Below are 22,481 nucleotides of genomic sequence, written 5' to 3' on the forward strand. Positions count from 1 at the left end.
AAATTATAGTCAACGTTGAGTATACAATGTTAATTACCAAAGGAGGAATTAGATATGATTAGTAAATTAATTGAAAATGGATTTTTTAAGGGACTACAACAAAAGGTGGGGAAAGAAAAAGCTAATGAAGCACGCTGGCTTTTCCGGACAATTTTGGCAGATAATAAAAGCCTGGCAACAGATAAACCAACCGAATTCAATTTAATTTTTTCTTCAATGGTCCTGGCTGCGTATAGAGTATTAAAAAAGTATGAATATACGAATTGGGAAGAAATTCTCCGCTACAGCTTGATTGACCGGACCAAGAAGAAACAGCAATTTTTCATGAAAATATATTTGTTATTGGACCGAAATCCTTTTAAGCGGATTGTCAAAATTTCAAAAGTAAAACAATTAAAGCACTATGGCAATCAAAACTTCACGCATGAAATTGTCAAAGACACGGAAAAGTCCTACCATTTGCATATCAAAAAATGTTTCTTCTTTGACTTTTTCCGGTCGCACAATGCACTGGAAGTCATGCCGATGTTTTGCAGCATGGATGATATTTGGGGAGATTTATTGCTGCCTCATAAGCATGGCGTATCGTTTACACGGCCACAGCTGCTTTCCAAGGGAGACAGCCACTGCTTTTTCAAATTTGAACAAACCAATATAAATGGATAGAATACCTTTACATCACTCGGGTAGGAGTGTTATATTTTTCCCACAATACTAAACGTTGAATAATTAATGTTGAGGTGTAATCCAATATGACACGACTCATGGTATTAGGAATGCTAAGAACCAAGCCAATGTCCGGTTATGAAATGCAGCAGCAGCTCCAAGTAAGCGAGGTCGATAAATGGGCTGGCATTCTTCCAGGGTCCATTTATCATGCATTAAAGAAAATGGATAAAGAAGGGCTGGTCCGAGTGGCGAATGTGGAAGCAACCGGCCATCGAGTAAAGGCCATCTATGAGATTACGGAAGAAGGCGATAAGGAATATAAGAATCTTCTGATCAGCTCTTTTAGTGAGCCATCTGTTCACCTGCCCGTCCTACTATACACGGGATTATCCATGTTCAACCTGCCAAATCATGATATAGACACTGAGCGTATAATTGCTGCAATCGAGGAACAAAAACAAGTACTCCTTAAGAAAATGGACGATATCGAAGCGGGGCAAAAGATTAAGGCACAGTTTATTGAAGTAAACGAATTGGCCAAGATTACTTTCCAGAATATCCTGGATCAATACAAACTCCAAATAGAATTTTTAGATAAGATTATTTTGGCCATGACGAAAGGTGCCTGAACCAACATTGGTGTCAGGCACCTTTTTTTTGCCTCAAAATGAGGCAGGAGAACCGTCCCTACGCATCAAAAATGGGTATTTATCCCTATAATGTGATACAATGTCATTATTCTTGATATTTGGAGTGTTGCGAGTGCTTTTGTTTACTTTGATTATGATTTTTGTTTCGATTGTCTTTCCTATTATTGATTATTTTTGGGAAAAGGACATTAAAAAATATCCGGAGAAACACAGCAAAATAAAAACCTACGGGCTTATTATGTTATATCAATGGACAGTGGTCGGTATTATCTTCTTATTATTTTATTTAAAAGGAATTTCAATTAAAGAGTTAGGCTTTGTTTCTACCTATGAAGATTTACAAAGCTTTTTATTTTTTGTATCGGGTGTTCTTTGTAGTGTATTCTTTATGGCCCTTATTTTTTTGTTAATTCCTATTTTGCGAAAAAGAATCATTGGGCAGTTTGAAGCCATTGAAGGCTTGCTTCCAAACAGCTGGAAAGAACGACTTGTTTTTGCAGGTGTCGCTGTCACGGCAGGATTTTGCGAAGAGGTGATTTTCAGGGGATTCATGTTCCATTATTTTGAACAATTAAATTGGGGATTATCTGCTCTTACGATTGCTTTCATCACTAGTGTCATATTTGGAATTGGCCATGGTTATCAAGGCTGGAAAGGAATGATTTTCACCGGATTCGTCGGCTTTGCATTAGCTAGATTATATATCCAATATGAAAGCATTTGGATCCCGATAATCTTACATATCATAATAGATTTAAGATTTGCTGTCCTTCCAAATTTCAAAAAAATCTTTAAAAACCACAACAAAGCCGCTTAATGAGGCATGGGGACGGTTCTTTTGCCTCATTAAGCTCTTCAGGCTTTGAGGCATGAGAACCGTCCCTCTGCCTCATTTGTATGTCGTAATGGGTATGTGAAAATATATGATTAAAAAAATGGTACATGCGAAACAGAGAAGCCAGGCTAAGATGGGCCTTGTGTGATGGAGGCGCAAGCCAAAAAACATAAAGATCCAGACCACTAAAGACCACCAGAAATTCCACCCATGATCATAGGTGATTAGGTTTGCAGCCTTAAAAAGGCTCTCCATTGCGACACCAAAAATGATCCAGATAGCTGCATAACCTATCTGTTTAAGCAGGCTTTTCTTAAAAGGGTATTTTGAAAGAAATATAAAGGCTATTTGGGGGAAAATTAGAAAAGCAATGATAAAATCAACAAGGGTATGGTTGGGAATAAAAAAAGATTCTTTATAAGTCCATAATGGGTATTCATACATAATAATGGAAATGAAAAAGTTCACGGTTACGAAAAAAAGAATGGTCGGATAGTACTCCTTCCGATTCCTCCAATCACCCCATCGCCAGGAACCAATCAAATAAAGAAATGGCAGCACAAACCTTAAATACGAAACCACAGTGTGTAGCATTACGTCCGCTCAAATCCTTTTCAAAAACACAATATTTTTAACCGCCACTTCTATTATTTGCTAAAAATCAAAAAATGAAACATGGGGACGGTTCTTGTGCATCATGATGCACAAGAACCGTCCCCGCGGCTCAAATTTAATTTTCATCGTAAGCAATTAGCGCATTCACACTGTGGGCCAGGGCAGATCCTGCCTTTAATGCGGTTGCGACAAAGATGGCTTCGGCGAGTTCTTCCTTCGTAACATCCAATTGCTTGGCCTTTTTCGTATGAGTTTCAATACAGTAGACGCAGCCTGTCACATGAGCGACAGCAACAGCAATTAATTCCTTTTCTTTACGGCTTAATAAGCCTGGTTTCAGTGCTTGAGTATCAAACTTCACAAAGGCTTGAAAGGATTCTGGCCCTAATTCTTTGAATTCGCCAAATCGATTCATATTTGAGCGTTTGTAAAGCGCTTCTTCCCCATCCTCATCATAGGCATTCAATGCATTTAATCCATGTGCTAAGGCAGATCCTGCTTTCAAAGCAGTCGCGACCATAATCGCCTCCAGCATCTCTTCCTTCGAAGCCTCCAGTTTTTTTGCCTTCGAAACATGACCATCAATGCAATAAGGGCAACCGGTAACATGTGCCACAGCGACTGCAATGAGTTCTTTTGTTTTTTGAGGAATCACACCCGGCGCCAAAGCTAGTTGGTCAAACTTTACAAAGGCTTTAAATATGTCGGGCGCAAGCTTTCCTAATTCCGGCAATCTACGAATATTTGACTTTTTATATAAACTTTCATCTATCAAATCTTTTACCTCCTTTTATTGGGTGCGCGGGGACGGTTCTTATGCCTCAATGAGGCATGAGAACCATCCCCATGCTTCACTTAGACTCCTATATTCTCCTTAGGGTTTTCGATTGTGTCTATGTGGCCGCCGAAGCCGAAGTGGCCGGGATCGTGGGTTATTTTTTTACCTACTATCATAACGTAAGCTGCAGCAGCTACTATATAGACAATCGTCCCGATAATGATCGGCATGGACAAAGATGACATTAGTAAATATCCTTGGAAAAATAATAGAGCAATTCCGATATAGACAACCGTATTTAAAACCATTGGCGGGAGTTTAAATGGTGCGGCCTGATACAGCTCAGGGTGTTTCTTTGGTAATTTGGTGGCAGCAAAAACCGGAATCATATTCGCCAGCAGGAATACGCCAGTGCCTAAGGCCGATATGATTCCTAAGGAAAGCCCTGTTACAATTGGAATTACTCCAATCACATAAAACAAGGTAAGTAACCAGTGCGGCGTTCCAAACTTTTTATTTACCTTCCCTAATGATTTTGGCAGCCAGCCGTCTTCACAGGCAATCATAATCCCTTTGGTGACCCAGGAAAGAGTCGCATTTAACGTTGTCGCTAAGGCAAACATGGCTCCGCCCACCATAAAGAAGATAAAGAGCGGTTTTGGTAAAATCGTTTTTGCTACATCTGTTAAAGGCTTGTTCGCTACATCGGCAATCGGCAGCACCCCTGCAGCAATCGTCGCCATAAACGCATACAAGATCCCGACACCCAATGTGGTGGTAATAATCGTCAATGGGATATCTCTCCCAGGATTTTTCATTTCTCCACCTAGTTCGGCAATGACCTGAGCACCGCCGGTCGCAAAGGATAACAATCCTACAGCCATAAAAAATCCACCAAAGCCGCCTGAGAACATTTCACTTGAATTAAACACTGCGTAGTTCACCTCAGGCATTCCCCATACGACAAAAACAATCAAGGCAAGCAGTAAGACAAGAACCATTAATTTTTCAACAAGGGCTGCAAAATGTACGCCTACTAAATTCGCAATATAAAACACAGTCAGCAGCAAGAACGCGATCAGTTTTAGTGGTGCATTTGGCACCAGGCCTTGAACATATTCCGCAAAGGAAATCGCATACATGGCCAGGGTTAACTGCGCAAGAATAAATAACGTTAACCAAAAGAACCCGACCTTTGGGGACAATAGCCGGCTTGTATATCTGTACAATCCCCCTGTTGTCGGAATAGCTGAACCCATCGCAGCAATAGGAATAACCATAAATAAGGTAAAGATGGATGAAATGACAAAGGCCAACGAAACGCCGCTCCCAGTCATCCCAATGGCAATCCCGGTGAGGGCCATGACTCCAGCACCAATTATTTGTCCAATACTAATACTCATTACATCCCCAAGTCCTAATACCTTTTTTAAATTCGATTCTTGACTAGCCATTTCATTCACCTCTTATATGTTTTTTTGGGATTGTTGCTGCATCAGCGTATGGTAGCTGTATTATGGTTAGGAAGCTGGAGATCGGCAAATTCCCTTTCGATCCGTTCCAACGCTTCCTTAATAATTGGTCTTGGGGAAGATACGCAAATCCGCTGGAAGTCTTGTCCCTCTTCACCAAACATACTGCCATCTTCCAATAAGACATTGGCTTTGTTGTAAATGCGATCATGAACCTCATCTGGAGAAATTCCATAGGCGCTGAAGTCCATCCACATCACATACGTTCCTTCTGGAATGTGTACCTTCACTTGTGGCATTTTTTCAGCAAAAAAGCCTTTAACGTATTCCATCGTTTCATCTAAATATTCTTTTAACTGTTCCAGCCATTCCTCCCCTTCATGGTAGACAGCGATTAACGCTGAAACGGTGAAGGGCGAAGGTAATTGGAACCCCATGGCTTGACTGAAGACGTTCCTAAGCTCGGGATTAGGGATAATGACATTGGTGCAATGGAGCCCGGCAACATTGAAGGTTTTGTTGATGGCCGTGCAGGTAATGATATGTTCTGTGTTCCCTGCAGCTTTGGCGATTGGGATAAAGGTTTGATGACGTCGAATTAAGTCACCGTGAATTTCATCCGCAATGATAAGAACCTGATTTTTTTCACAAATATCTGCTAATCTTGTTAATTCATCCGGTGTAAAAATTCTTCCGGTCGGATTATGTGGATTGCAGAGGATAAACAGTTTCGTATTTTCATTCTTTGCTTTTACCTCAAAATCTTCAAAATCAATTGAATAAGAGCCATCCTGTTCTCGGATCAGGGCGTTATTGACGACTTGCCTTCCGTTTCCTTCAATCGCCGCTGTAAACGGAGGATAGACCGGTCTCTGAATAATGACCCCATCACCCCGCTCAGTAAAAGCTCGTACCGCCACATTTAAAGCATGGACCGTTCCTGGACTATAGACAATTTCTTCGGTTTGGATGTCCCAGTCATGTCTCTTTTTAAACCAATGCTGAATCGCCTCGAAGTACTCCTTTGGAAAAATGGAGTAACCAAATATCCGATGCTCGACTGTCTGATGCAAGGCATCGAGTAAAGGCTGAGGAACGGGAAAATCCATGTCTGCCGTAAATAGTGGCAAAGTTTCTTGATCATACCTCTGGGTAATTCCCAATTCCTTAATTAAATCGCCGCCGTCCCATTTCAAGGAATACGTATTTCTGCGTTCGACGATTTGGTCAAAATCGTACTTCACTTGAAATCAACTCCCCCTCTTTTGAATTAAAACGCTTACAAATATTTTTTGAAAAAGTCCTTTTAACGATAGTTTAGCACCTAAACCATCTAAGTATAGTTTAGCAACTATACTATATTTAGTCAATAAAAATTCTGAAAATTAAAACAATTATATCAAAATATAATTGTTAGGTCTTTCTGCTCAGCGATATTGTAGGTTATTCCGGCTGATAAAAGTGACTGGAAAAATAAGTATTATGCTATAATAAAGATAAGAATCTATTAAATCTTTAAAAAGGAGCAGAAATGAAAAAAGAAGAGATTATTTATGAATTAATGGAATCTGTCTATGACCTTTCCAGACAAATTAGCTCCTACGAAAGCATTCCAAGGCAGTACGGTACCGAAGATGAGCTTTATATGGTCGAAGCACATACAATCAACTTAATCGGAAACAAAACCCAAACGACTGCTTCAGAACTTGCCAATCTCACAAAAAAAACAAAAGGCGCCATCTCCCAAATGGTCAATAAACTAATTAAAAAGGGCCTAGTATTAAAATCCAAAAACCCAATCGATAAACGCGAATACATCCTAGAGCTAACAGAGAAAGGAAAAGCAGTTTACGATTTCCATTACCAATTAGATAAACAGGAATATACCAAAATACTAGACAAACTACACCAATTTTCCGAAGAAGACCTATCAGTCTACATCAAAATATCATCCATTTTGTCTGAGAATACATCGAAGTGAGGCATGGGGACGGTTCTTGTGCCTCATTCTGTTTTCTCGCACAAAAAGGCCCAACTAGCGGACGATTGCTGGTTGGGCCTTTAGATTTTCTGCCGGCGGACTTTATTTATTTTTATTTTGGCTTATTCAAGTAGTTATTTAACCAATCATAAAAAGCCAAATGACATAGCTTAACCTTAACATGATGTTTTTAAGATAGGGGGGCTATGCATATGTACCATTATAAATATACGAAATTAGCGGAACAAAGGCAGTCATATAATAACCAAACTCAAATTTTTGCACCACCATTACACTTTCAGCAACAAATGCCTAAACCTAACCAAATAAATGGTCTTGGAAGTTCAGCAGGCTGGAGTGGTCCAGTCAATCCAGTAGGTTGGTGGAATCCGGTTGGTAATAACTCTGGACATCCAGTTAATTGGGCGGCGCATGTAAATCAGGCAGGTTTAAATGCTCATGGACAGCCAACCAGCTGGACGCCAGTGAATCAAACGGGTTTAAGCGCTCATGGACAGCCAGCCACTTGGGCGCCAGTGAATCAAACAGGCTTGAACACTCAAGGGCAAATGATGGGCTGGGGAGGTCCTGGACGTCTGCCAGACTGGGGTAATTATGGCTATCCAGCAGGCTGGGGTAATCCGAGAGTTCCGATGGGCTGGTGGAATAACGCGGGTCAAGGTCAACCGGGGATGTTCGGAGGTTTACTTAAGGTTGGAAAAGGAGCATTAGGCGGGCTGGGAATTCTCAGCAGTCTAATTAGTATCGGAAGGTTTTTATTTTAAAGTGAAAAATATGATTTAAAGTAACAGAAACATTAGTATTAAAGGCAAAAATGAAAGCCATTCGAATATGAATTGGCTTTCATTAATATTATGACCGAACCAAATTATTTAGCGGGATTATAACCTAAACTCCATCCCCTCTTCTGCAATATGAAAGCCATTCGCCTCAATTTGGCTCCGAATCTCCTGCTCCGAATCGATTGCAGGATTTGAATGATTTAAATGGGTGAAATAAATCTCAGTCGTTTTTGTTAAATCTTGCAGCAGGTCCATTGTTTCTGTCATGAGCGGATGGGGGATTTCGCGATAATCCCGCCCAATATTTTCAAGGTCTTTTTCAGAATGAAAGGTCCCATCGAGTAAACATATGTCTGCTTCCTCGCAAACGGAGTGAATATCATAGTCCCACTCGTGCCAGCGATCAATATCTGGAACGTAGAGGACTTTCTTATTTGGCCCCTTAATCCAAAAAGCAAATGTCTCCGAAAATTCATTTCGATGCGGTACTTCAACAGGTGTTACAGTAACACGAGGAGAAACCCGAATGTCCTGGCTATCCTGGATTTCTTGGACACTTATATTGCCAAGCTTGGTTAATTGGCTCCATGGAGCCTGTTCTTCTAATAAATACTTCATTTTTGACCCGGCCATTACCGGGATTCCCTTTGCGCCAATGGCTTCTCTTCCTAAAAATAATAGACCGGGGTAATGTCCCAAATGGGCATGAGTTAAAAAAATATGATCCATTAGCTTGGTTTGCAGGTTGTATTTCATTTGCAGCCTTGCCATTTGCTCCTTCAGATCAGGCGATGCATCAATCAAATGCCATGTTTGCTCATTGGGTTCTACAATCGCCAACGATGCGGCAAGGCGTCTAAACTGCGGGTTTCTGATTGCCTCTGAACAATTTTTACAAAAACAATTTGGATGGGGCAGCCCAGCATCTTGAGCAGTTCCTATTACGCTTAAGATGACCTCACTCATAGTGAAACACTCCTTTTGTGATTTGTTTCGCCTTCATAGTTTTTCTTTGTAATCGTCCAACCGGTAAATCCGAATAAAATATTCATGAGTGGGACAAGGAAGGCAAAGAACGCAAACGGAATAAATTCACCTGGACTAACACCGAGTATTCCCGCAGCAAATACAGCCGGTACCCCCCACGGAACAAGGTTGATTCCAACTGTTCCTGCGGCTTCTACACAGCGAGAAAGGTTCTTCGTATCAATCCCCATCTTTTTATAATTTTTGACAAATGTTCTTGCTGGTAAAATGATGGCTAAAAATTGTGCCCCGCTGGCAAATGCGACTATAAAGGTAGAAAGAATGGTGGTGCTGATTAAGGTGCCAGTAGAATGAACTTTTGACATCATCTTTTTAGTTAATACCTCGAACGAACCCGTCTCTTCTAAAATTCCCCCAAGTGCGGTTGCTAAAATTAACAAACCAATTGTCCCCAGCATCGACATAAGTCCTCCTCGATTTAACAAGGAATCTAATGCTTTTATTCCAGATTCTGCATGGAATCCGCTTGTCATGACTTGAATGACAGTAGTTACGGAAGACCCCTGAACGAAGATGGCGAGCACACCGCCTAAAATACCGACACCCATTAATGCCGGAATGGCAGGTATTTTTTTTACCATTAAAATAATGGTAAATACCGGCACCAATAATAGTAAGGGGTGTATGACAAAAACATCATCCAAACCTGTTTTCATTGCACCAATGACCTTTGTATCTGCCCCGCCATGGATCCCTGCTGACTGGCCCACTACCCAATACAATAGAATGGAAAGTAGAAAAGCTGGAATCGTATCCCAAAGCATGTGCTTGACATGACTAAACAAGTCGGTTTCAGCCATCGCTGGAGCAATGTTGGTGGTATCGGACAGGGGAGATAATTTATCTCCAAAATAGGCTCCTGAAATCACCGCTCCTGCTACAAGTCCTGGAGAGAAACCAAGGCCTTCTCCGATCGCCATGAAAGCAAGGCCAATTGTTGCAATAGAAGTAAACGAGCTTCCTAGTGTAATAGAGATAATTCCGGTAACCAGTGCCACAATCGGTACAAACATGGCAGGTTTAATAATGGACAATCCATAGTAAATCATCGTCGGAATGACGCCGCTCGCAATCCATGTGCCGACAATAATCCCGATAATAAGCAAAATAAATACGGCAGGCAACGCTCTTGAAACACCATTTACCATCATCTTTTGGACATCATCCCAACTCCACCCGGCCATAATGGAAACAATGGCTGCTGCGATCACTCCAATCATTAACGGAATATGCATCCCCGCTTTCCAAATGAAAATAGAAAGCGCAGCAGCGCCAATCAAGGCAATAATAGGAATGAGCGACTTCCCTGTAGACAGTTCTTTTTTCATGTACACCTTCTCCTTAGATAATTTAATAGAATAAAAAAAGCCCCATCCCTCAAAGGGAAGGAAGCTCCACGGTACCACCCTAGTTAGCAGATTAACCTTCTGCTCGCTTGTTTAGATAACGGCCGAAGCTGGCCCCTAGTTCCCTACCAAGCTCTGATTTCAAAGATGATATCAGTCGCTTTAACAATTAAACGCTTTTATGCTTTTATGCTTTTACGCAGTTAAGTATATGGATATATTAATAGAATGAATCATCATAGTCAATCTTTTTTAAATTGTGTAAGTGATGCATGGGGACGGTTCTCGTGCATCATTATAGGTATTTGCATGAAACAGAGGGACGGTTCTCATGCCTCATCTCAGGTTTTCGCACAAAAAAGCCCAACTAGCGGACGATTGCTAGTTGGGCTTTAGGCTGTGATATGACGGTTAAAGGTATTTTTTTCTATAAGAATTTAAGCAATCCCTCGCAGAAAATCTACCAATGCCTTTGTAAACTCTTTTGAGGTTTCGATATTGGAAAGGTGTGACCCTTCAAGTTCAACATAACGTGCACCCTCAATTTGGCCGGTTAAGTACTGACCGTCGCGTGGAGGAGTAGCCAAGTCATCTTTGCTCGAGATGACCAATGTCGGCACGGTAATATTTTCCACCGTGTCACGCTCGTCCATGTCCCTGACCGCGGCACAGGCCGCAGCATAGCCATCTGCAGCCGTTTCTAAAAACACCTTTTTGACTTGCTCCACTTCCTCCGGCCTTTGCTGCACGTAGGATTCTGTAAACCAACGCGCTATGACACCCTCAGAGATTGGCCCCATCCCGCTGTTTTGCACAGCAGAAATTCTGGTATCCCAAATTTCACGCGGCCCGATAAAGGCAGCCGTATTGCATAGTGCCAGTTTTCCAAGGCGCTCGGGAGCATTCAGCGCCAGCCACATGCCAGTCATGCCGCCCATCGAAACGCCGGCAAAGTGGGCACGCTCAATCCCCAAACCGTCTAATAGGCCCACAACATCCTGGCCAAGCTGATCAATGGAATAGGGACCAGCAGGGACATCTGAAGCCCCATGACCCCGTGTGTCATAACGCAGCACACGGAAATATTTCGTTAACTCTTCTATTTGGGGATCCCACATGGTAAGGTCCGTTCCTAGCGAGTTGGATAGGACTATAACCGGAAGCTCCTCCGCCCCGTCAAAACGGTAATGCAGACGAACCCCGTTAACATCGATAAAATTCATGAAAAAACACCCCTGTAACTTATAATAGCCTTTTAAAAAGGGATGAAGCAGGAGAACCGTCCCCTTGCATCACCTACACATCACTCAACTTCTAAAAAATCGCTGCCTTCAAACCAGGCTGGGATGCCTGCAGTCAGTAGGGCAACTAGGGAGACGTCGGCGATTTCGGCGTCGGTTGCTCCGAATTTTTTGGCTCCGTTGATATGGAGCTCGATTCCTTTTGGATACATTTCCGCGACGTTGATTCCGACTAAAACTAGTTCTTTCAGTTTACGAGAGACAACATGGTCTCGTAGGACTGTTTTTCTTAAGTCAGCGTATCCTTCTAGACATGCCGGGTTGTATTGATGTAAAACCTTCACCCAGCCAGGAAGTTCTCCGCCTGCTTCCTTTTCATAATATGCTAGAGCACTAACCTCTTCATCTTCCAAAAATGCGACAGGAGAACCGTCCCCTTGCATCACTCCAAGGTCAGAAACCGCATATTCGAGGGCTTTTACGCCGGTGAACCAGGCTGGGATGCCTCTGGAGATGATGCAGACGGATAGGATGTCTGCAAGTTCTTCGAGAGTTGCACCTGAGTCGATGGCGCCTTTGGTATGGTAGATCATGCTGCGTTCATAGCGACGCGCTGCATTGATGCCGACTAAGATTAATTCTTTTTCTTTTTTGGAAAGGGCTCCGTCTACTAAAATTTCGCCCCGTAATTTTGTGTAATATTCAAGCGCCTTAGGAGCAAAATGATGCATTTTGGCTACCCATTCTGGAACCTGACCGTATACCTGTTCGAAAAATTCCAACCCATTAAATTCTGTTGACATGTAACCATCTCCAAACATTTATTTTTCTAAGGACCGTCCCCATGAACCAAAAAGTGATGCACGAGAATCGTCCCTCTGCCTCAAAAAATGATGCATGAGAACCGTCCCCTTGCCTCCCCATGCCTCACCTATGCCTCATACTGAACGAAAAACTGTGGCGATTCCTTGGCCGCCGGCGATGCATAGGGTGCCGAGGCCCCATTTGGCTTGTCGTTTGTTCATGGCGTGGATGAGCGATACGCAGATTCTGGCGCCGCTGTTGCCGATTGGGTGGCCAAGGGCGATGGCTCCGCCGTTGACATTTACCTTTTCCAGCGGTATCTGCAATTCTTTCAGACACGCCAGTGCCTGGGCTGCAAACGCTTCATTTAATTCTACCAAATCCAACTCGTCTTTGCTGATTCCAGCCATTTTTAACGCTCTTTCACTCGCTTCCACCGGTCCGATTCCCATCCGGTCAGGTTGTACACCGGAAAGGCCTAGCGCCGTAATTTCTGCTAACGGCTCGAGCTGATATTTTTCGACCATATCCCCGGATACCACTAGCAGCATTGAAGCTCCGTCATTCAATCCGGAGGCATTCCCGGCTGTCACCGTTCCGTCCTTTTTAAAGGCAGGCTTCAGTGCAGCCAATTTTTCCAAATTGGTTTTCCGAGGGTGCTCATCTACCGAAAAGACAATTGGCTCGCCCTTTTTTTGAAAAATCTTCACAGGAACAATTTCATCCTCAAAGGCGCCGCTTTCGATCGCTTCATGCGCTTTCACCTGGCTTTCATAGGCAAAAACATCCTGTTCCTCGCGGGAAATGGCGTAGTCTTCAGCAAGATTCTCAGCCGTCATTCCCATCACCAGCCGGCCATATTTATCCTCAGGCTGTGAACCAGGCTGGCTCTCTTTATTCGGGTCCAGAATTTCCGCATTTCCGGACAGGAAGCCGTAGCGGCCATTGCGGATGTAATAAGGGGCGGCACTCATGCTTTCGACCCCGCCGACAATATAGGCATGGCCGATGCCGGACCGAATTGCCATAAACGCATTATGGATAGCCTGCATGCCGGAACCGCAGGCGCGATGAACGGTATAGCCTGGCAGTGATTCAGGCAGGTCCGCCATCAAAAGCGCCTTCCTCGCAATATTGGATTGGTCCTGGCTCTGCTTTGCCTGACCAATAATGACTTCATCAATTTCCTCAACCGGAATTAAATTTTTCTCCAGCAAGTCCTTAAATAACGGCACCAGCAGTTCATCCGGCTGCAGGTCCTTCAAAGCCCCGCCAATTTTTCCAACCGCGGTCCGCTGGGCGCTGACCACAAATACTCGATTATCCATGATTACATCCCCCTATTGTAACGCCAAGAGCGATTCACTTATTTCAAAAGACGCCTCGGTTTTTTCCTTCACTTCATCCAAGCTCACACCCGGCATTAATTCCTTCAGCACGAGCTTTCCGTCTTCAATCTTAAATACCGCCAATTCGGTTATGATGACATCGACCTTCCGAAGAGAAGTAATCGGATACGAACACTGCGCCACGATTTTCGACTCGCCATTTTTCGAGGTATGATTGGTCGTAACAATCACCTTGCCGGCCCCGCTCAACAGATCCATCGCGCCGCCGACACCCATGATATTTTTTCCAGGAATCGCCCAGTTGGCAATGTAGCCTTCCTGATCGACCTGAAGCGCACCAAGGATGGCGATATTCACATGCCCGCCGCGTATCATGGCGAATGATTCGGCGCTATTAAAGTAAGACGCCCCAATACCTTCTGAAATAGGCAGCTTTCCGGCATTGACCAAGCTTGGATCAAGATCCTCTTCGCTCGTCAGCTCTTCCACCCCAAGCATTCCATTTTCAGTGTGGAAAAAGACCGAACCCGGCTCGACATATTTCGCGATAAGCGTTGGAATCCCGATTCCAAGGTTCACAACCGAGTTTGGCTTCAGTTCTGCTGCCGCGCGCTTAGCTATCAACTCTTGAATATCTTTGTTGGTCATTTGGAAACAACTCCTTCTTTGCTTAAAATCAATTGGCTTTGGACAATCGCATCTACGAATAAATGCGGGGTGACGATTTCTTCAGGTGAAAGCTCGCCCGCTTCGACAATCTCATCGACCTCGGCAATCACAAAATCCGCTGCCGTTGCCATTAACGGATTAAAATTCCGCGCTGTTTTGTAGTAAACCAAGTTTCCAAGCGTGTCAGCTTTTGCCGCCTTGACAAGCGCAACATTGGCTTTCAATGGAGACTCGAGCACATAAAGCTCGCCATTGATTTCTCGCGTTTCTTTCCCTTTTGCCAGCTCCGTTCCGGCACTTGTTTTTGTAAAATAACCGCCAATCCCGGCACCGCCTGCACGAATCGATTCAGACATTGTTCCCTGCGGCATCAATTGAATCTCAAGCTTGCCCTGATTATAAAAATCGCCGACCTCACGATTGCTGGTAAAATAAGAACCAATTGCTTTTTTGATTTTTCCCTGGCGCAATAATATCCCCAGGCCTTTGCCAGCCTCTCCAAGATTATTGCTGATGACAGTCAGCTGGTTGACATTGTGGCGTGTCAGTTCGTCAATCAATGTTAACGGCGCCCCGACAAGGCCGAACCCGCCTACCATTAGGGTGTGTCCCGATTGAATTTTTTGAATTGCCTCTTCTGGCTTCATTTGTTTTTGCATTTCGATCACCTCTTAAAATTGATCCGCCTAAACTATTCTGGCGTTCATTTCCGACATTTTTTTTCAAACAAAAAGCCCAGCCATCCCAAAAGAAAGCGCAACTCTAGTGCACTTCTTTTAGAAAGGCTGGGCTACCCTCATTATTGTGAAAACGGGGATGCCGTTCTCACCGTGAAGATCTCAACTTTCTATCATCGCAGTCAACTTGTGACCCGATTTCTTCTATTATATTATACTATTTTATTTTTACCCAAAGAATCCCCAAAGTAGAACAGCACCACAATAGATAATCCCAACCCAGAACATCATGACAACGGTGTAACCCATAACGTCTTTTAACTTAAGATTTGATAGAGCCAGCGCCGGCAAGATCCAAAACGGCTGGACTAAATCGTTCCAGGCATTTCCGAGCATAACGGACATGGACGTATGAGCGATGGATGCGTGCAATTCCTTCGCCGCATCGATCATGAATGGCCCTTGAACGACCCAGTGTCCGCCGGCAGATGGAGCAAAGAAGTTGATCACGAACGAGCTGACCAGTCCCCAGAATGGCAGTGTATGGGCTGAAGAGAATTGCACAAACCAGTGGGCAATGGTATCCACCAAACCGGACCCTGCCATAATCGCCATGATCCCGGCATAGAACGGATATTGCAGGATGATTCCGGAAATCGTCTTAATTCCGTCATTTAAACTAGAAACATAGTTTGCTGGAGTTCCTAAAAGGATAATGCCAAGGAAAAGAATAATAAAGTTGATCATGTTTAAATCTAATTTGCCACCCTTTGAAAAGAAGGACACGACATAAATGATACCGATAATTCCAATTGCCAATGAAAGCAAACGGCTGTTGTTTAACTTGGTTGCAAACGTCACTTCTTCATTGCCAAGGGCAGATGCTGCTGCCACCTGTTCCCGCGCTTCAATCTCCGGATTGATTTCAATAACATTTTCCTTCTTCTTCGGATGCAGCCAAGCATTCAATAAAGGAAGTGTGATGATAACGATCAAGCTGGTAACTAGCATTGGTATTGAAAAAATGGTCTCCGATAGCGGCACGACGCCCATTGCTTTTTCCATCGGGTGGCCAGGTGTTGAAATCAACACTGGAATACTAGCAGAAAGACCTAATCCGTATAACGTAAATCCGCTGTACGCTGCTGCGATAATCAGCGGGTAGTGAACCCCTTTAACCTTTAAAGCGAGTTTCTTGGCGATGATTCCCCCAATTACTAAACCAAAGCCCCAGTTCAAGTAACTGCCGATTCCCCCGACCAATGTTGCAACGATAATGGCCATTCTTGGTGTATGAACGAGTGAAACAATTTTATTTAAGAATCGGTCAATAATCGGCGCCTTCGCCAGCACATAGCCCATCGCCAGGATGACAGCCATCTGGGTCGTAAAAGATAACAGATTCCAAAAGCCAGCTCCCCAGCTGGTTGTAGCGGCCACGAATCCCTGTCCTTCGACAAGAACGGCCAAGATCAGTGTCAAAATGGTCAATCCAATCGCAAACACGAATGGATCGGGAAGATACTTCCTCATCAGATTCGTGAAAAAACCAGTAATTTTCTCCATGCTTTCGCCCCCTTGTTGTTTTAGAAAAATAGTTTAAGGTTAACGCTTTCATTTCATTTGAAAAAAATCCCCTTCGGTAAAGCTTCTATCATTATTGTAAAGGAATCGAAAAGGTTTCCTCATTAACAAATAATGGTTAACAGCGTTAGCTGTACTGCTGCTCACCTCCATGAAGCCAATAAAAAATACCCAGCTGTGCCAAAAGGAATAAGAAAACACAAGGGTTCCCTATTGTCTTTTGGAAAAGCTGGGTATTCTTAATTTAAGGTGGAATGGGTAATTCCAGCGTTAAGAAGACGCTTTTCGAAAGGTATTTATTTTATAAAAAAACTATAATATATCCTGCGCTTAGTTGTCAAATTATTTTTTATTTTCCAATTGATTTATTTTTTCAAAATACCTTTTATGAGCAGCTTTTAACGCAACAATCACGGAATTAACCGAAGGTGCAAAGTAATGCCCTTCAATCCGTTTGACAAGCTCGTCTACACCATTCGACAAATTGTAGCCGATCACAAGCCGCTTGATAAAGTCCTTGGCCAAATCGGTAATAAACGTAAACTCAACGTCCACAATGGAATGGTTGGTCGGATCAATTTCCAGAACAATTCCGGCATGCTTATATATCTCGTACATCGCACTTCCTGTCGGCGCCTTCGCATAGGCAGTCACTAACACCGTATTCATCTCATGTTGTGAATTCAAGTTGGACCCTCCCTTAGTTTTACTACTATTATTTTACTAGAGTCTTCGCGCCCGTTCAATGTTATCGTGAGGCATGGGGACGGTTCTTATGCATCATTTTGACAAGGGAACGGTTCCTGTTCTTGCAAACGGAAGGAAATGAACTGAGGCACGAGAACCGTCCCCACGCCTCATTATGGTTTTAAGATCACTTTGACCCCTTGTTTTTGGATGCCGACTTCGAAGCCTTCGACTGCTTTTTCTAGCGGAAGGACATGGGAAACCAGCTTCAGATACGGGAATTTTCCGGATGCCGCCATGGCGATGGTTCGCTTCAAGGTTTGCTCGGTTACGCCGTATACCCCTTTGACCGTTACTTCGCCACGGACAATTTCATTTGATGGCAGCACAGTTTCCTTAGCGGAAATGCCAACCAACAACAGTTCGCCGCCTTTTGTGCACATTCTGACCCCAGACACCATTGATTGATGGAAGCCGCTTGTTTCAAACACATGGTCGACGCCCTGGCCATTTGTCAGCTCGGAGATGGCCTCAACATCGTTAACCTGGTCGGCATACACAATATCCGTTGCACCTAATTCGTTGGCCAGCTGCAGTCTTTCTTCATCGATAGACAAGCCTGTTACAATCAGCTTTTTCAAGCCGAGGCTGGATAAGGATGCGATTAGGGACAGACCGATAGGACCCGGTCCGATAACAACAGCCGTGTCACCCGGCAGAATGTCAGCGCGTTCAAGCGCACGAACGCCAATGCCAAGCGCCTCGAGCATGCCGGCCACCTCAATCGGCATTGTTTCCGGAATCGGCAGGACGTTTTTATAATGAATCGCTGCGTATTCGGCCATTCCGCCATTTTGCCGGAAACCATATTGCAGGGATTTCGCCGGCACCTTATCCATCGCGCCTTTGCCGTGATCACAAAGATTCGTTCTGCCCCGCTGGCAATTCGCACATTCGCCGCAGGCCACATATGGATTGATGATGACCCGGCTGTCCAACAGGTGCTCATGTTCGGGATTGTTCACGCCAACGACTCTTCCAGCAAATTCATGGCCGAGAATGACGGGCGTCGCCACCCACTCATAGGCGCGCATCCCCTCGTACATGTGCAGGTCACTCCCGCAAATGCTAACGGCCTCGACCTTTACTAGCACTTCGTTATCTTTCAGATTAGGAGTTTCAACGTCTTTTACTTCTACGCCGTGGTCTCTTGTGGCTTTGACAACTGCTTTCAATTTTTCTCACCCTTCCTGGATTTATTTTTCTAAAAAAATATTTACCACTCTTCCACCGCAATCGCCCTGATCGGAGAACCTGTTAACCCCTTTAAATTCAAAGGAGTTCCAATAAAATAGAAATGTTTTTTGGAAAGTTTTTCGAGATTGACGATATTTTCCATAATTAATATATTTCTGCTCAGCAGGGCCAGGTGGACATCCCTTTGCATATTTTCATTGATATCAGCATTTGGCAGGTCCAGGCCGATTGCTTTAATTTTATTTTCGACAACCCAATCCCCGACTGAAGGAGCAAGGGATTTGCACTCATGGAAGCCTTCGGCATTCCACTCCCCGTCCCAGCAGCGGAACAGAACAATGCTATTCTCTTTAATTTCAAGCTGGTCCCTCTCAACCACCGCTTCTACCATTTCCCGCGTTACCGGTTCTGCAGGATTTTTATCCGAACAATCAATTAAAACAGCGTCCCCCATCGTCGCATCAATCGGAATCTGCTCGATCGTTAAACCATCTTTGAAAAAATGATAGGGGGCATCCATGTGCGTGCCGCTATGGTCGGACATCATGAATATCTTGCTAGCATAGCCTTCACAAGGCGCCGTATATCTTGGTTTTGAAAAATCGTGAGTAATATGGTCCATGAACACGACTTTGGGATGGGATGGGAAAGAAACTAAGCCGTCGTACAACACTACTGATAAATCTACTGTTTTCATCGTTATGCACCTCTGGTAGTTTTTTAAAAAGACTCTTTTCTAAAAGATTGTTGGTTATTAAGGATTCACAATTAAAAATTGCAAAATCGCAAATAAAAAGGGTGAATTCGCAAATAAAACTCATAAAATCGCAAATAAAAGTGCTGGATTCGCAAATAAAATCTGAAATCACCACGAAATAGGTGTAATTTTGCTCTTTTCTACGTCAATTCTATAGAAAGAAGCAACAATATTTGCGAAAGCGGCCTAAAATAATTAGTGGGCCGCTCTACTTCCGGATCCATTTCATCAACTGAAGCAGCTGGGCATTTTTCGTCTGAATGGCGGCCGCCTGGGAGTCCTTGTCCCAATCATAAAACCCTTTGCCTGTTTTTGTTCCGAGCTCGCCATTTTGGACTTTTTCCGAAAGCAGGCGGGAAGGTTCGGTCCTGTTTTCCAAATCCTTATAGAGGTAGGAAGCAATATGGTGGTGGACGTCCAAGCCGTTCAGGTCTCGCTGCTCGAGTGGACCGGTGAAGAGTAGCCGGACACCAAGACTCCAGCGGACAACCGTATCGATTTCCTCCGCAGTCGCAATCCCTTCCTCCAGCAGCGATATCGCCTCCCTCGCCATCGCATGCTGAATTCGGTTGCCGATGAAGCCCGGAATGTCTTTTTGGATTAAGACAGGTTCTTTATGGATTTTTTTGAAAAATTGCATGACTTCATCACAGACTTGATTCGAAGTCTCGTCCCCGCGAATGACTTCCACTAACGGAATAATCGCCGCCGGCATGAAAAAATGCGTGCCGATGAAGCGCTCACGGTGCATTAGCTGTACGCTGATTTGATTAATCGATAACCCCGAAGTGTTCGTTGCAAAAATTGTCGCTGGACCGCAAAACTCTTCCAGCGTTTGAAAGAGAGTTTGCTTTAACTCCAAGACTTCCGGAATGGCCTCAATCACCATCCAGGAGTTTTGCGCATCTTGAAGGCTGTCTGAAAGTGAGATCCGGCCGAGTGCCTCATTCATTTCATGTTCAGTGATAAACTCATATTCTCTTAAAACCTCATACTGGCCCCTGATTTTCTCCTTCGCTTCGCCCAGGATTGTCTGGTTCTGTTCTACCATGTGAACGTTTACATGATGCTGCGCAAGTAATTGAGCAATTCCCCTGCCCATCGTTCCCGCACCGACAACCGTAATTTTTCTATTATCCATACGAGCGTTTTCCCTCCTTATTTTAAAAATAAAAAAACCCAGCTCCCATAAAAAATAAGAATAGAAACATCCCTATCTTTAAATGGAAAGCTAGGTATCCTAAATTACATGAAACGGGTAATTTCACCATTAAGAAACTGCTTCTCATTAACTATTAAAACTGTTTATATTATTATGATATTTCCAAATTTAGATTTCGTCAAGTGATGCACAAGAACCGTCCCCATGCCTCAAAATGCGACATAAGAACCGTCTCCCTGCATCATTGTGACTGCGGGGTTTTTGATGACGCAGTCGATGTGGACGCCGGCTTCGTTGGTACCGCCGAATGGTTTGTTGCTGCCAAAGGCGATGTGAACGGTTCCGAAGACTTTTTCGTCTTCTAGGACGTTGCCGGTCAGGCGGGCTTTTTTGTTGGTACCGATGCCAAATTCGGCGATGATTCGGCCGTTTCCATCACCTAGTATTTCCAGCAATCGTTTTCCGTCTTCGCCGCTGGCATCTACCAAACGGCCATGCTCCAGCGTTAATGTGATAGGTTCCTTCAAGACACCGATTCCTGCGATGGAACCGTCGACAATGATCGTTCCATTTGCAGAATCCTCAAGAGGCGCTATGTAGCTTTCCCCGGAAGGAAGGTTGCCGGATTCGCCTTTTTCCCGAAACACGCCTGTGCTCGGAATTCCCCGTCTTTCCTTAATGGAGAAGGTCAGTTTCGTATGATCCTTTTCAATCGTAACAAATTCGCCCTTATCTAAAAGTTCGCAATAATAGGCGGTTAACTTCTCAACCTCCGAATAATCGGCCGTGATGGCCCCTTCTTGGAGCATGTCCATGGTGACTCCAGGCATCGTTGCCACCCGCGCTCCTTGTGCAGAGGCTTCTTTTCTTGCGCGGGTATGCGTCAGCGAATGATGAGTAATACAAAGAACAACCTCGACAGCCTTCATCGCTTCCGCAACGGCCCGCGGCGGTTCTTCGCCGGACTTCGTCCTTGTTTTCATCTTGATAACCTGCGTTTCAGTCCCTAGCACAATCCCAGCTTGATAGAAAATATCAGCGATTTCGTACGATTCTGGGTCCGTCACAATTAAAATGTGCTCGTTTTCTTTAACATTCAAATTATGGGTAAGAATTGATGTGGCAACCCCAATTAATGCTTGCATGCCATTCCCTCCAAGCTATACTCTCAATTTCAATTGATATCTTTTGATAACGTCACCGATCTCATCTCTTGCCGCCATCAATAGAGGAAGATATTCCTGTATTTTTTCTTCGGCCATTCGAAAAATAGGACCGGAAACAGTAACGGAACCAACAATCTCCTCGCTATCAAATAGCGGAACGGCAATAGCCCTAACCTCCGCCGTATATTCCCCCTGGCTTTGGCCCCAGCCCTTCTCTCTGATTATTTCTAGCTCTCTTCGAAGTTCATCAGGGTCTGTCATCGTCGTTTTTGTATATTTTACCAGACCGTTTTCAATAATAGATTCTACATATTCATTCGGCAAATAGGCTAAAATTGTTCGATAGGAAGCGCCGACATATAACGGTGCCCTGCTTCCTGCTGAAACAGAAAACTTCACTTTATTTTCCGGCTCCACAACATCAAGCGTAACCGCTTCATGTCCATCCAAGACTGTTAGAAAAATAGATTCTCCGGTTTCATCCTTTAATCGGTTTAGAATCGGACGGATTAATTTCGTGACATTCAAGTTTTCATACATAATCATGCCTAATTCCCAGGTGGCATAGCCTAAAGAATACTTTTTTGTCACTTTATCTTTTGAAATGAATCTATTTTTCTCTAAAGTTTCGAGAATGCGATATATATTTGTATGATTCAACCCCAGTTCGTTGGCCAATTCTCTCCCGCCCCAAACTGGCTTTTCTTTTGTAAACATCATAAGCACCTGTAGTGCTAAATTTAAAGTTTTTAACATGAGGAAGGTAGTCCCCCTTTTCCAATACAAATAGTTGATATTATTATAGCATAATTAATGGCTGTAAAAATCAAGAAGATTTTTGGCATTAATAAACAGTTACCCCCTCTAAACCACAAAGGGAGAAAAGGGTTTAGAGGAAGTAACTGCATCAATAGCCTGGGCAGCGTGTAGTA

23 protein-coding genes are annotated in these 22,481 nt (G+C 43.8%); 5 read left to right on the top strand and 18 right to left on the bottom strand.

From position 1 onward, the window contains the following. The first annotated feature begins 54 nt into the window (after window positions 1-54). From QNN06_RS28720 to QNN06_RS28730, 3 genes are all read left to right on the top strand, one after another. Window positions 55-666, top strand: coding sequence for an L-2-amino-thiazoline-4-carboxylic acid hydrolase (locus QNN06_RS28720; RefSeq protein ID WP_284036515.1), 612 nt, complete (start codon window positions 55-57; stop codon window positions 664-666). An 86-nt stretch (window positions 667-752) separates the two neighbouring features. Next, the gene (locus QNN06_RS28725; RefSeq protein WP_284036516.1) at window positions 753-1,298 is read left to right on the top strand and encodes a PadR family transcriptional regulator; all 546 of its coding nucleotides are present in this window, start codon (window positions 753-755) and stop codon (window positions 1,296-1,298) included. 133 nt (window positions 1,299-1,431) lie between these two features. Then, window positions 1,432-2,136 (top strand): CPBP family intramembrane glutamic endopeptidase, encoded by a 705-nt coding sequence (locus QNN06_RS28730; RefSeq protein WP_284036517.1) that lies wholly within the window; start codon window positions 1,432-1,434, stop codon window positions 2,134-2,136. A 72-nt stretch (window positions 2,137-2,208) separates the two neighbouring features. Here the strand turns inward: QNN06_RS28730 and QNN06_RS31505 are convergent, their stop codons facing one another. The 4 genes from QNN06_RS31505 to QNN06_RS28745 all read right to left on the bottom strand — a co-directional run bounded on the left by QNN06_RS31505 (window position 2,209) and on the right by QNN06_RS28745 (window position 6,263). Further along, complete coding sequence (locus QNN06_RS31505) at window positions 2,209-2,748, bottom strand: CBO0543 family protein (protein ID WP_481819229.1); 540 nt, start codon at window positions 2,746-2,748, stop codon at window positions 2,209-2,211. 136 nt (window positions 2,749-2,884) lie between these two features. Further along, entirely contained in the window at window positions 2,885-3,544 is a 660-nt protein-coding gene (locus QNN06_RS28735; RefSeq protein WP_284036518.1) for a carboxymuconolactone decarboxylase family protein, read from the bottom strand. Window positions 3,545-3,624: 80 nt separating this feature from the next. Then, window positions 3,625-5,001, bottom strand: a complete 1,377-nt coding sequence (locus QNN06_RS28740) for an APC family permease (RefSeq protein ID WP_284036519.1) — start codon at window positions 4,999-5,001, stop codon at window positions 3,625-3,627. Between the two features lie 41 nt (window positions 5,002-5,042). Beyond that, window positions 5,043-6,263, bottom strand: coding sequence for a MalY/PatB family protein (locus QNN06_RS28745; protein ID WP_284036520.1), 1,221 nt, complete (start codon window positions 6,261-6,263; stop codon window positions 5,043-5,045). 287 nt (window positions 6,264-6,550) lie between these two features. Between QNN06_RS28745 and QNN06_RS28750 the strand changes: the two genes are divergently transcribed. Then, on the top strand, window positions 6,551-7,000 hold the full coding sequence (locus tag QNN06_RS28750; protein WP_284036521.1) for a MarR family winged helix-turn-helix transcriptional regulator: 450 nt from the start codon (window positions 6,551-6,553) through the stop codon (window positions 6,998-7,000). A 212-nt stretch (window positions 7,001-7,212) separates the two neighbouring features. Further along, the gene (locus QNN06_RS28755) at window positions 7,213-7,785 is read left to right on the top strand and encodes a hypothetical protein (RefSeq protein WP_284036522.1); all 573 of its coding nucleotides are present in this window, start codon (window positions 7,213-7,215) and stop codon (window positions 7,783-7,785) included. Between the two features lie 117 nt (window positions 7,786-7,902). Here QNN06_RS28755 and QNN06_RS28760 read toward each other — a convergent pair whose 3' ends face one another. The 14 genes from QNN06_RS28760 to QNN06_RS28825 all read right to left on the bottom strand — a co-directional run bounded on the left by QNN06_RS28760 (window position 7,903) and on the right by QNN06_RS28825 (window position 22,305). Continuing rightward, window positions 7,903-8,769: an MBL fold metallo-hydrolase gene (locus QNN06_RS28760; RefSeq protein WP_213117423.1), complete on the bottom strand. Its 867-nt coding sequence runs from the start codon at window positions 8,767-8,769 to the stop codon at window positions 7,903-7,905. Next, window positions 8,766-10,178 carry a Na+/H+ antiporter NhaC gene (nhaC, locus tag QNN06_RS28765; RefSeq protein WP_213117422.1) on the bottom strand — a complete coding sequence of 471 codons (1,413 nt, stop codon included), beginning with the start codon at window positions 10,176-10,178 and terminating at the stop codon, window positions 8,766-8,768. The genes QNN06_RS28760 and nhaC overlap by 4 nt, the downstream gene beginning before the upstream one ends. A gap of 455 nt (window positions 10,179-10,633) precedes the next feature. After that, window positions 10,634-11,419, bottom strand: coding sequence for a 3-oxoadipate enol-lactonase (gene pcaD / locus QNN06_RS28770; protein WP_284036523.1), 786 nt, complete (start codon window positions 11,417-11,419; stop codon window positions 10,634-10,636). A gap of 80 nt (window positions 11,420-11,499) precedes the next feature. Beyond that, window positions 11,500-12,240, bottom strand: a complete 741-nt coding sequence (locus QNN06_RS28775; RefSeq protein WP_284036524.1) for a carboxymuconolactone decarboxylase family protein — start codon at window positions 12,238-12,240, stop codon at window positions 11,500-11,502. A gap of 135 nt (window positions 12,241-12,375) precedes the next feature. Next, complete coding sequence (locus QNN06_RS28780) at window positions 12,376-13,569, bottom strand: thiolase family protein (RefSeq protein WP_217036684.1); 1,194 nt, start codon at window positions 13,567-13,569, stop codon at window positions 12,376-12,378. A gap of 12 nt (window positions 13,570-13,581) precedes the next feature. Then, complete coding sequence (locus QNN06_RS28785; RefSeq protein WP_284036525.1) at window positions 13,582-14,238, bottom strand: 3-oxoacid CoA-transferase subunit B; 657 nt, start codon at window positions 14,236-14,238, stop codon at window positions 13,582-13,584. Further along, window positions 14,235-14,918, bottom strand: a complete 684-nt coding sequence (locus tag QNN06_RS28790; protein WP_284036526.1) for a CoA transferase subunit A — start codon at window positions 14,916-14,918, stop codon at window positions 14,235-14,237. Before QNN06_RS28790 ends, QNN06_RS28785 begins: the two co-directional genes overlap by 4 nt. A gap of 246 nt (window positions 14,919-15,164) precedes the next feature. Beyond that, window positions 15,165-16,502, bottom strand: a complete 1,338-nt coding sequence (locus tag QNN06_RS28795; protein ID WP_217036687.1) for a short-chain fatty acid transporter — start codon at window positions 16,500-16,502, stop codon at window positions 15,165-15,167. A 360-nt stretch (window positions 16,503-16,862) separates the two neighbouring features. After that, window positions 16,863-17,207: a DUF3870 domain-containing protein gene (locus tag QNN06_RS28800; RefSeq protein ID WP_254124804.1), complete on the bottom strand. Its 345-nt coding sequence runs from the start codon at window positions 17,205-17,207 to the stop codon at window positions 16,863-16,865. A 173-nt stretch (window positions 17,208-17,380) separates the two neighbouring features. Then, the gene (locus tag QNN06_RS28805; RefSeq protein WP_213117415.1) at window positions 17,381-18,442 is read right to left on the bottom strand and encodes a zinc-dependent alcohol dehydrogenase; all 1,062 of its coding nucleotides are present in this window, start codon (window positions 18,440-18,442) and stop codon (window positions 17,381-17,383) included. A 41-nt stretch (window positions 18,443-18,483) separates the two neighbouring features. Further along, window positions 18,484-19,161, bottom strand: a complete 678-nt coding sequence (locus tag QNN06_RS28810) for a cyclase family protein (RefSeq protein WP_284036527.1) — start codon at window positions 19,159-19,161, stop codon at window positions 18,484-18,486. A gap of 268 nt (window positions 19,162-19,429) precedes the next feature. Then, a complete protein-coding gene (locus QNN06_RS28815; RefSeq protein WP_217036690.1) occupies window positions 19,430-20,362 on the bottom strand; it encodes a 3-hydroxyacyl-CoA dehydrogenase NAD-binding domain-containing protein in 933 nt (310 codons plus the stop codon). A gap of 230 nt (window positions 20,363-20,592) precedes the next feature. Then, window positions 20,593-21,528, bottom strand: a complete 936-nt coding sequence (locus QNN06_RS28820; RefSeq protein ID WP_217036691.1) for an aminopeptidase — start codon at window positions 21,526-21,528, stop codon at window positions 20,593-20,595. Window positions 21,529-21,543: 15 nt separating this feature from the next. Continuing rightward, entirely contained in the window at window positions 21,544-22,305 is a 762-nt protein-coding gene (locus tag QNN06_RS28825; protein WP_217036692.1) for an IclR family transcriptional regulator, read from the bottom strand. Window positions 22,306-22,481: the final 176 nt, after the last annotated feature.

The organism is Neobacillus sp. 114, assembly GCF_030127045.1.
Classification (GTDB): Bacteria; Bacillota; Bacilli; order Bacillales; family Cytobacillaceae; genus Neobacillus; species Neobacillus rhizophilus.

Coding starts and splice junctions, on each gene's coding strand:
- QNN06_RS28720 (WP_284036515.1), top strand. CDS start 55: ATGATTAGTAAATTAATTGAAAATGGATTTTTTAAGGGACTACAACAA.
- QNN06_RS28725 (WP_284036516.1), top strand. CDS start 753: ATGACACGACTCATGGTATTAGGAATGCTAAGAACCAAGCCAATGTCC.
- QNN06_RS31505 (WP_481819229.1), bottom strand. CDS start 2,748: ATGCTACACACTGTGGTTTCGTATTTAAGGTTTGTGCTGCCATTTCTT.
- QNN06_RS28740 (WP_284036519.1), bottom strand. CDS start 5,001: ATGGCTAGTCAAGAATCGAATTTAAAAAAGGTATTAGGACTTGGGGAT.
- QNN06_RS28750 (WP_284036521.1), top strand. CDS start 6,551: ATGAAAAAAGAAGAGATTATTTATGAATTAATGGAATCTGTCTATGAC.
- QNN06_RS28755 (WP_284036522.1), top strand. CDS start 7,213: ATGTACCATTATAAATATACGAAATTAGCGGAACAAAGGCAGTCATAT.
- QNN06_RS28760 (WP_213117423.1), bottom strand. CDS start 8,769: ATGAGTGAGGTCATCTTAAGCGTAATAGGAACTGCTCAAGATGCTGGG.
- nhaC (WP_213117422.1), bottom strand. CDS start 10,178: ATGAAAAAAGAACTGTCTACAGGGAAGTCGCTCATTCCTATTATTGCC.
- pcaD (WP_284036523.1), bottom strand. CDS start 11,419: ATGAATTTTATCGATGTTAACGGGGTTCGTCTGCATTACCGTTTTGAC.
- QNN06_RS28775 (WP_284036524.1), bottom strand. CDS start 12,240: ATGTCAACAGAATTTAATGGGTTGGAATTTTTCGAACAGGTATACGGT.
- QNN06_RS28780 (WP_217036684.1), bottom strand. CDS start 13,569: ATGGATAATCGAGTATTTGTGGTCAGCGCCCAGCGGACCGCGGTTGGA.
- QNN06_RS28785 (WP_284036525.1), bottom strand. CDS start 14,238: ATGACCAACAAAGATATTCAAGAGTTGATAGCTAAGCGCGCGGCAGCA.
- QNN06_RS28790 (WP_284036526.1), bottom strand. CDS start 14,918: ATGCAAAAACAAATGAAGCCAGAAGAGGCAATTCAAAAAATTCAATCG.
- QNN06_RS28795 (WP_217036687.1), bottom strand. CDS start 16,502: ATGGAGAAAATTACTGGTTTTTTCACGAATCTGATGAGGAAGTATCTT.
- QNN06_RS28810 (WP_284036527.1), bottom strand. CDS start 19,161: ATGAAAACAGTAGATTTATCAGTAGTGTTGTACGACGGCTTAGTTTCT.
- QNN06_RS28815 (WP_217036690.1), bottom strand. CDS start 20,362: ATGGATAATAGAAAAATTACGGTTGTCGGTGCGGGAACGATGGGCAGG.
- QNN06_RS28820 (WP_217036691.1), bottom strand. CDS start 21,528: ATGCAAGCATTAATTGGGGTTGCCACATCAATTCTTACCCATAATTTG.
- QNN06_RS28825 (WP_217036692.1), bottom strand. CDS start 22,305: ATGTTAAAAACTTTAAATTTAGCACTACAGGTGCTTATGATGTTTACA.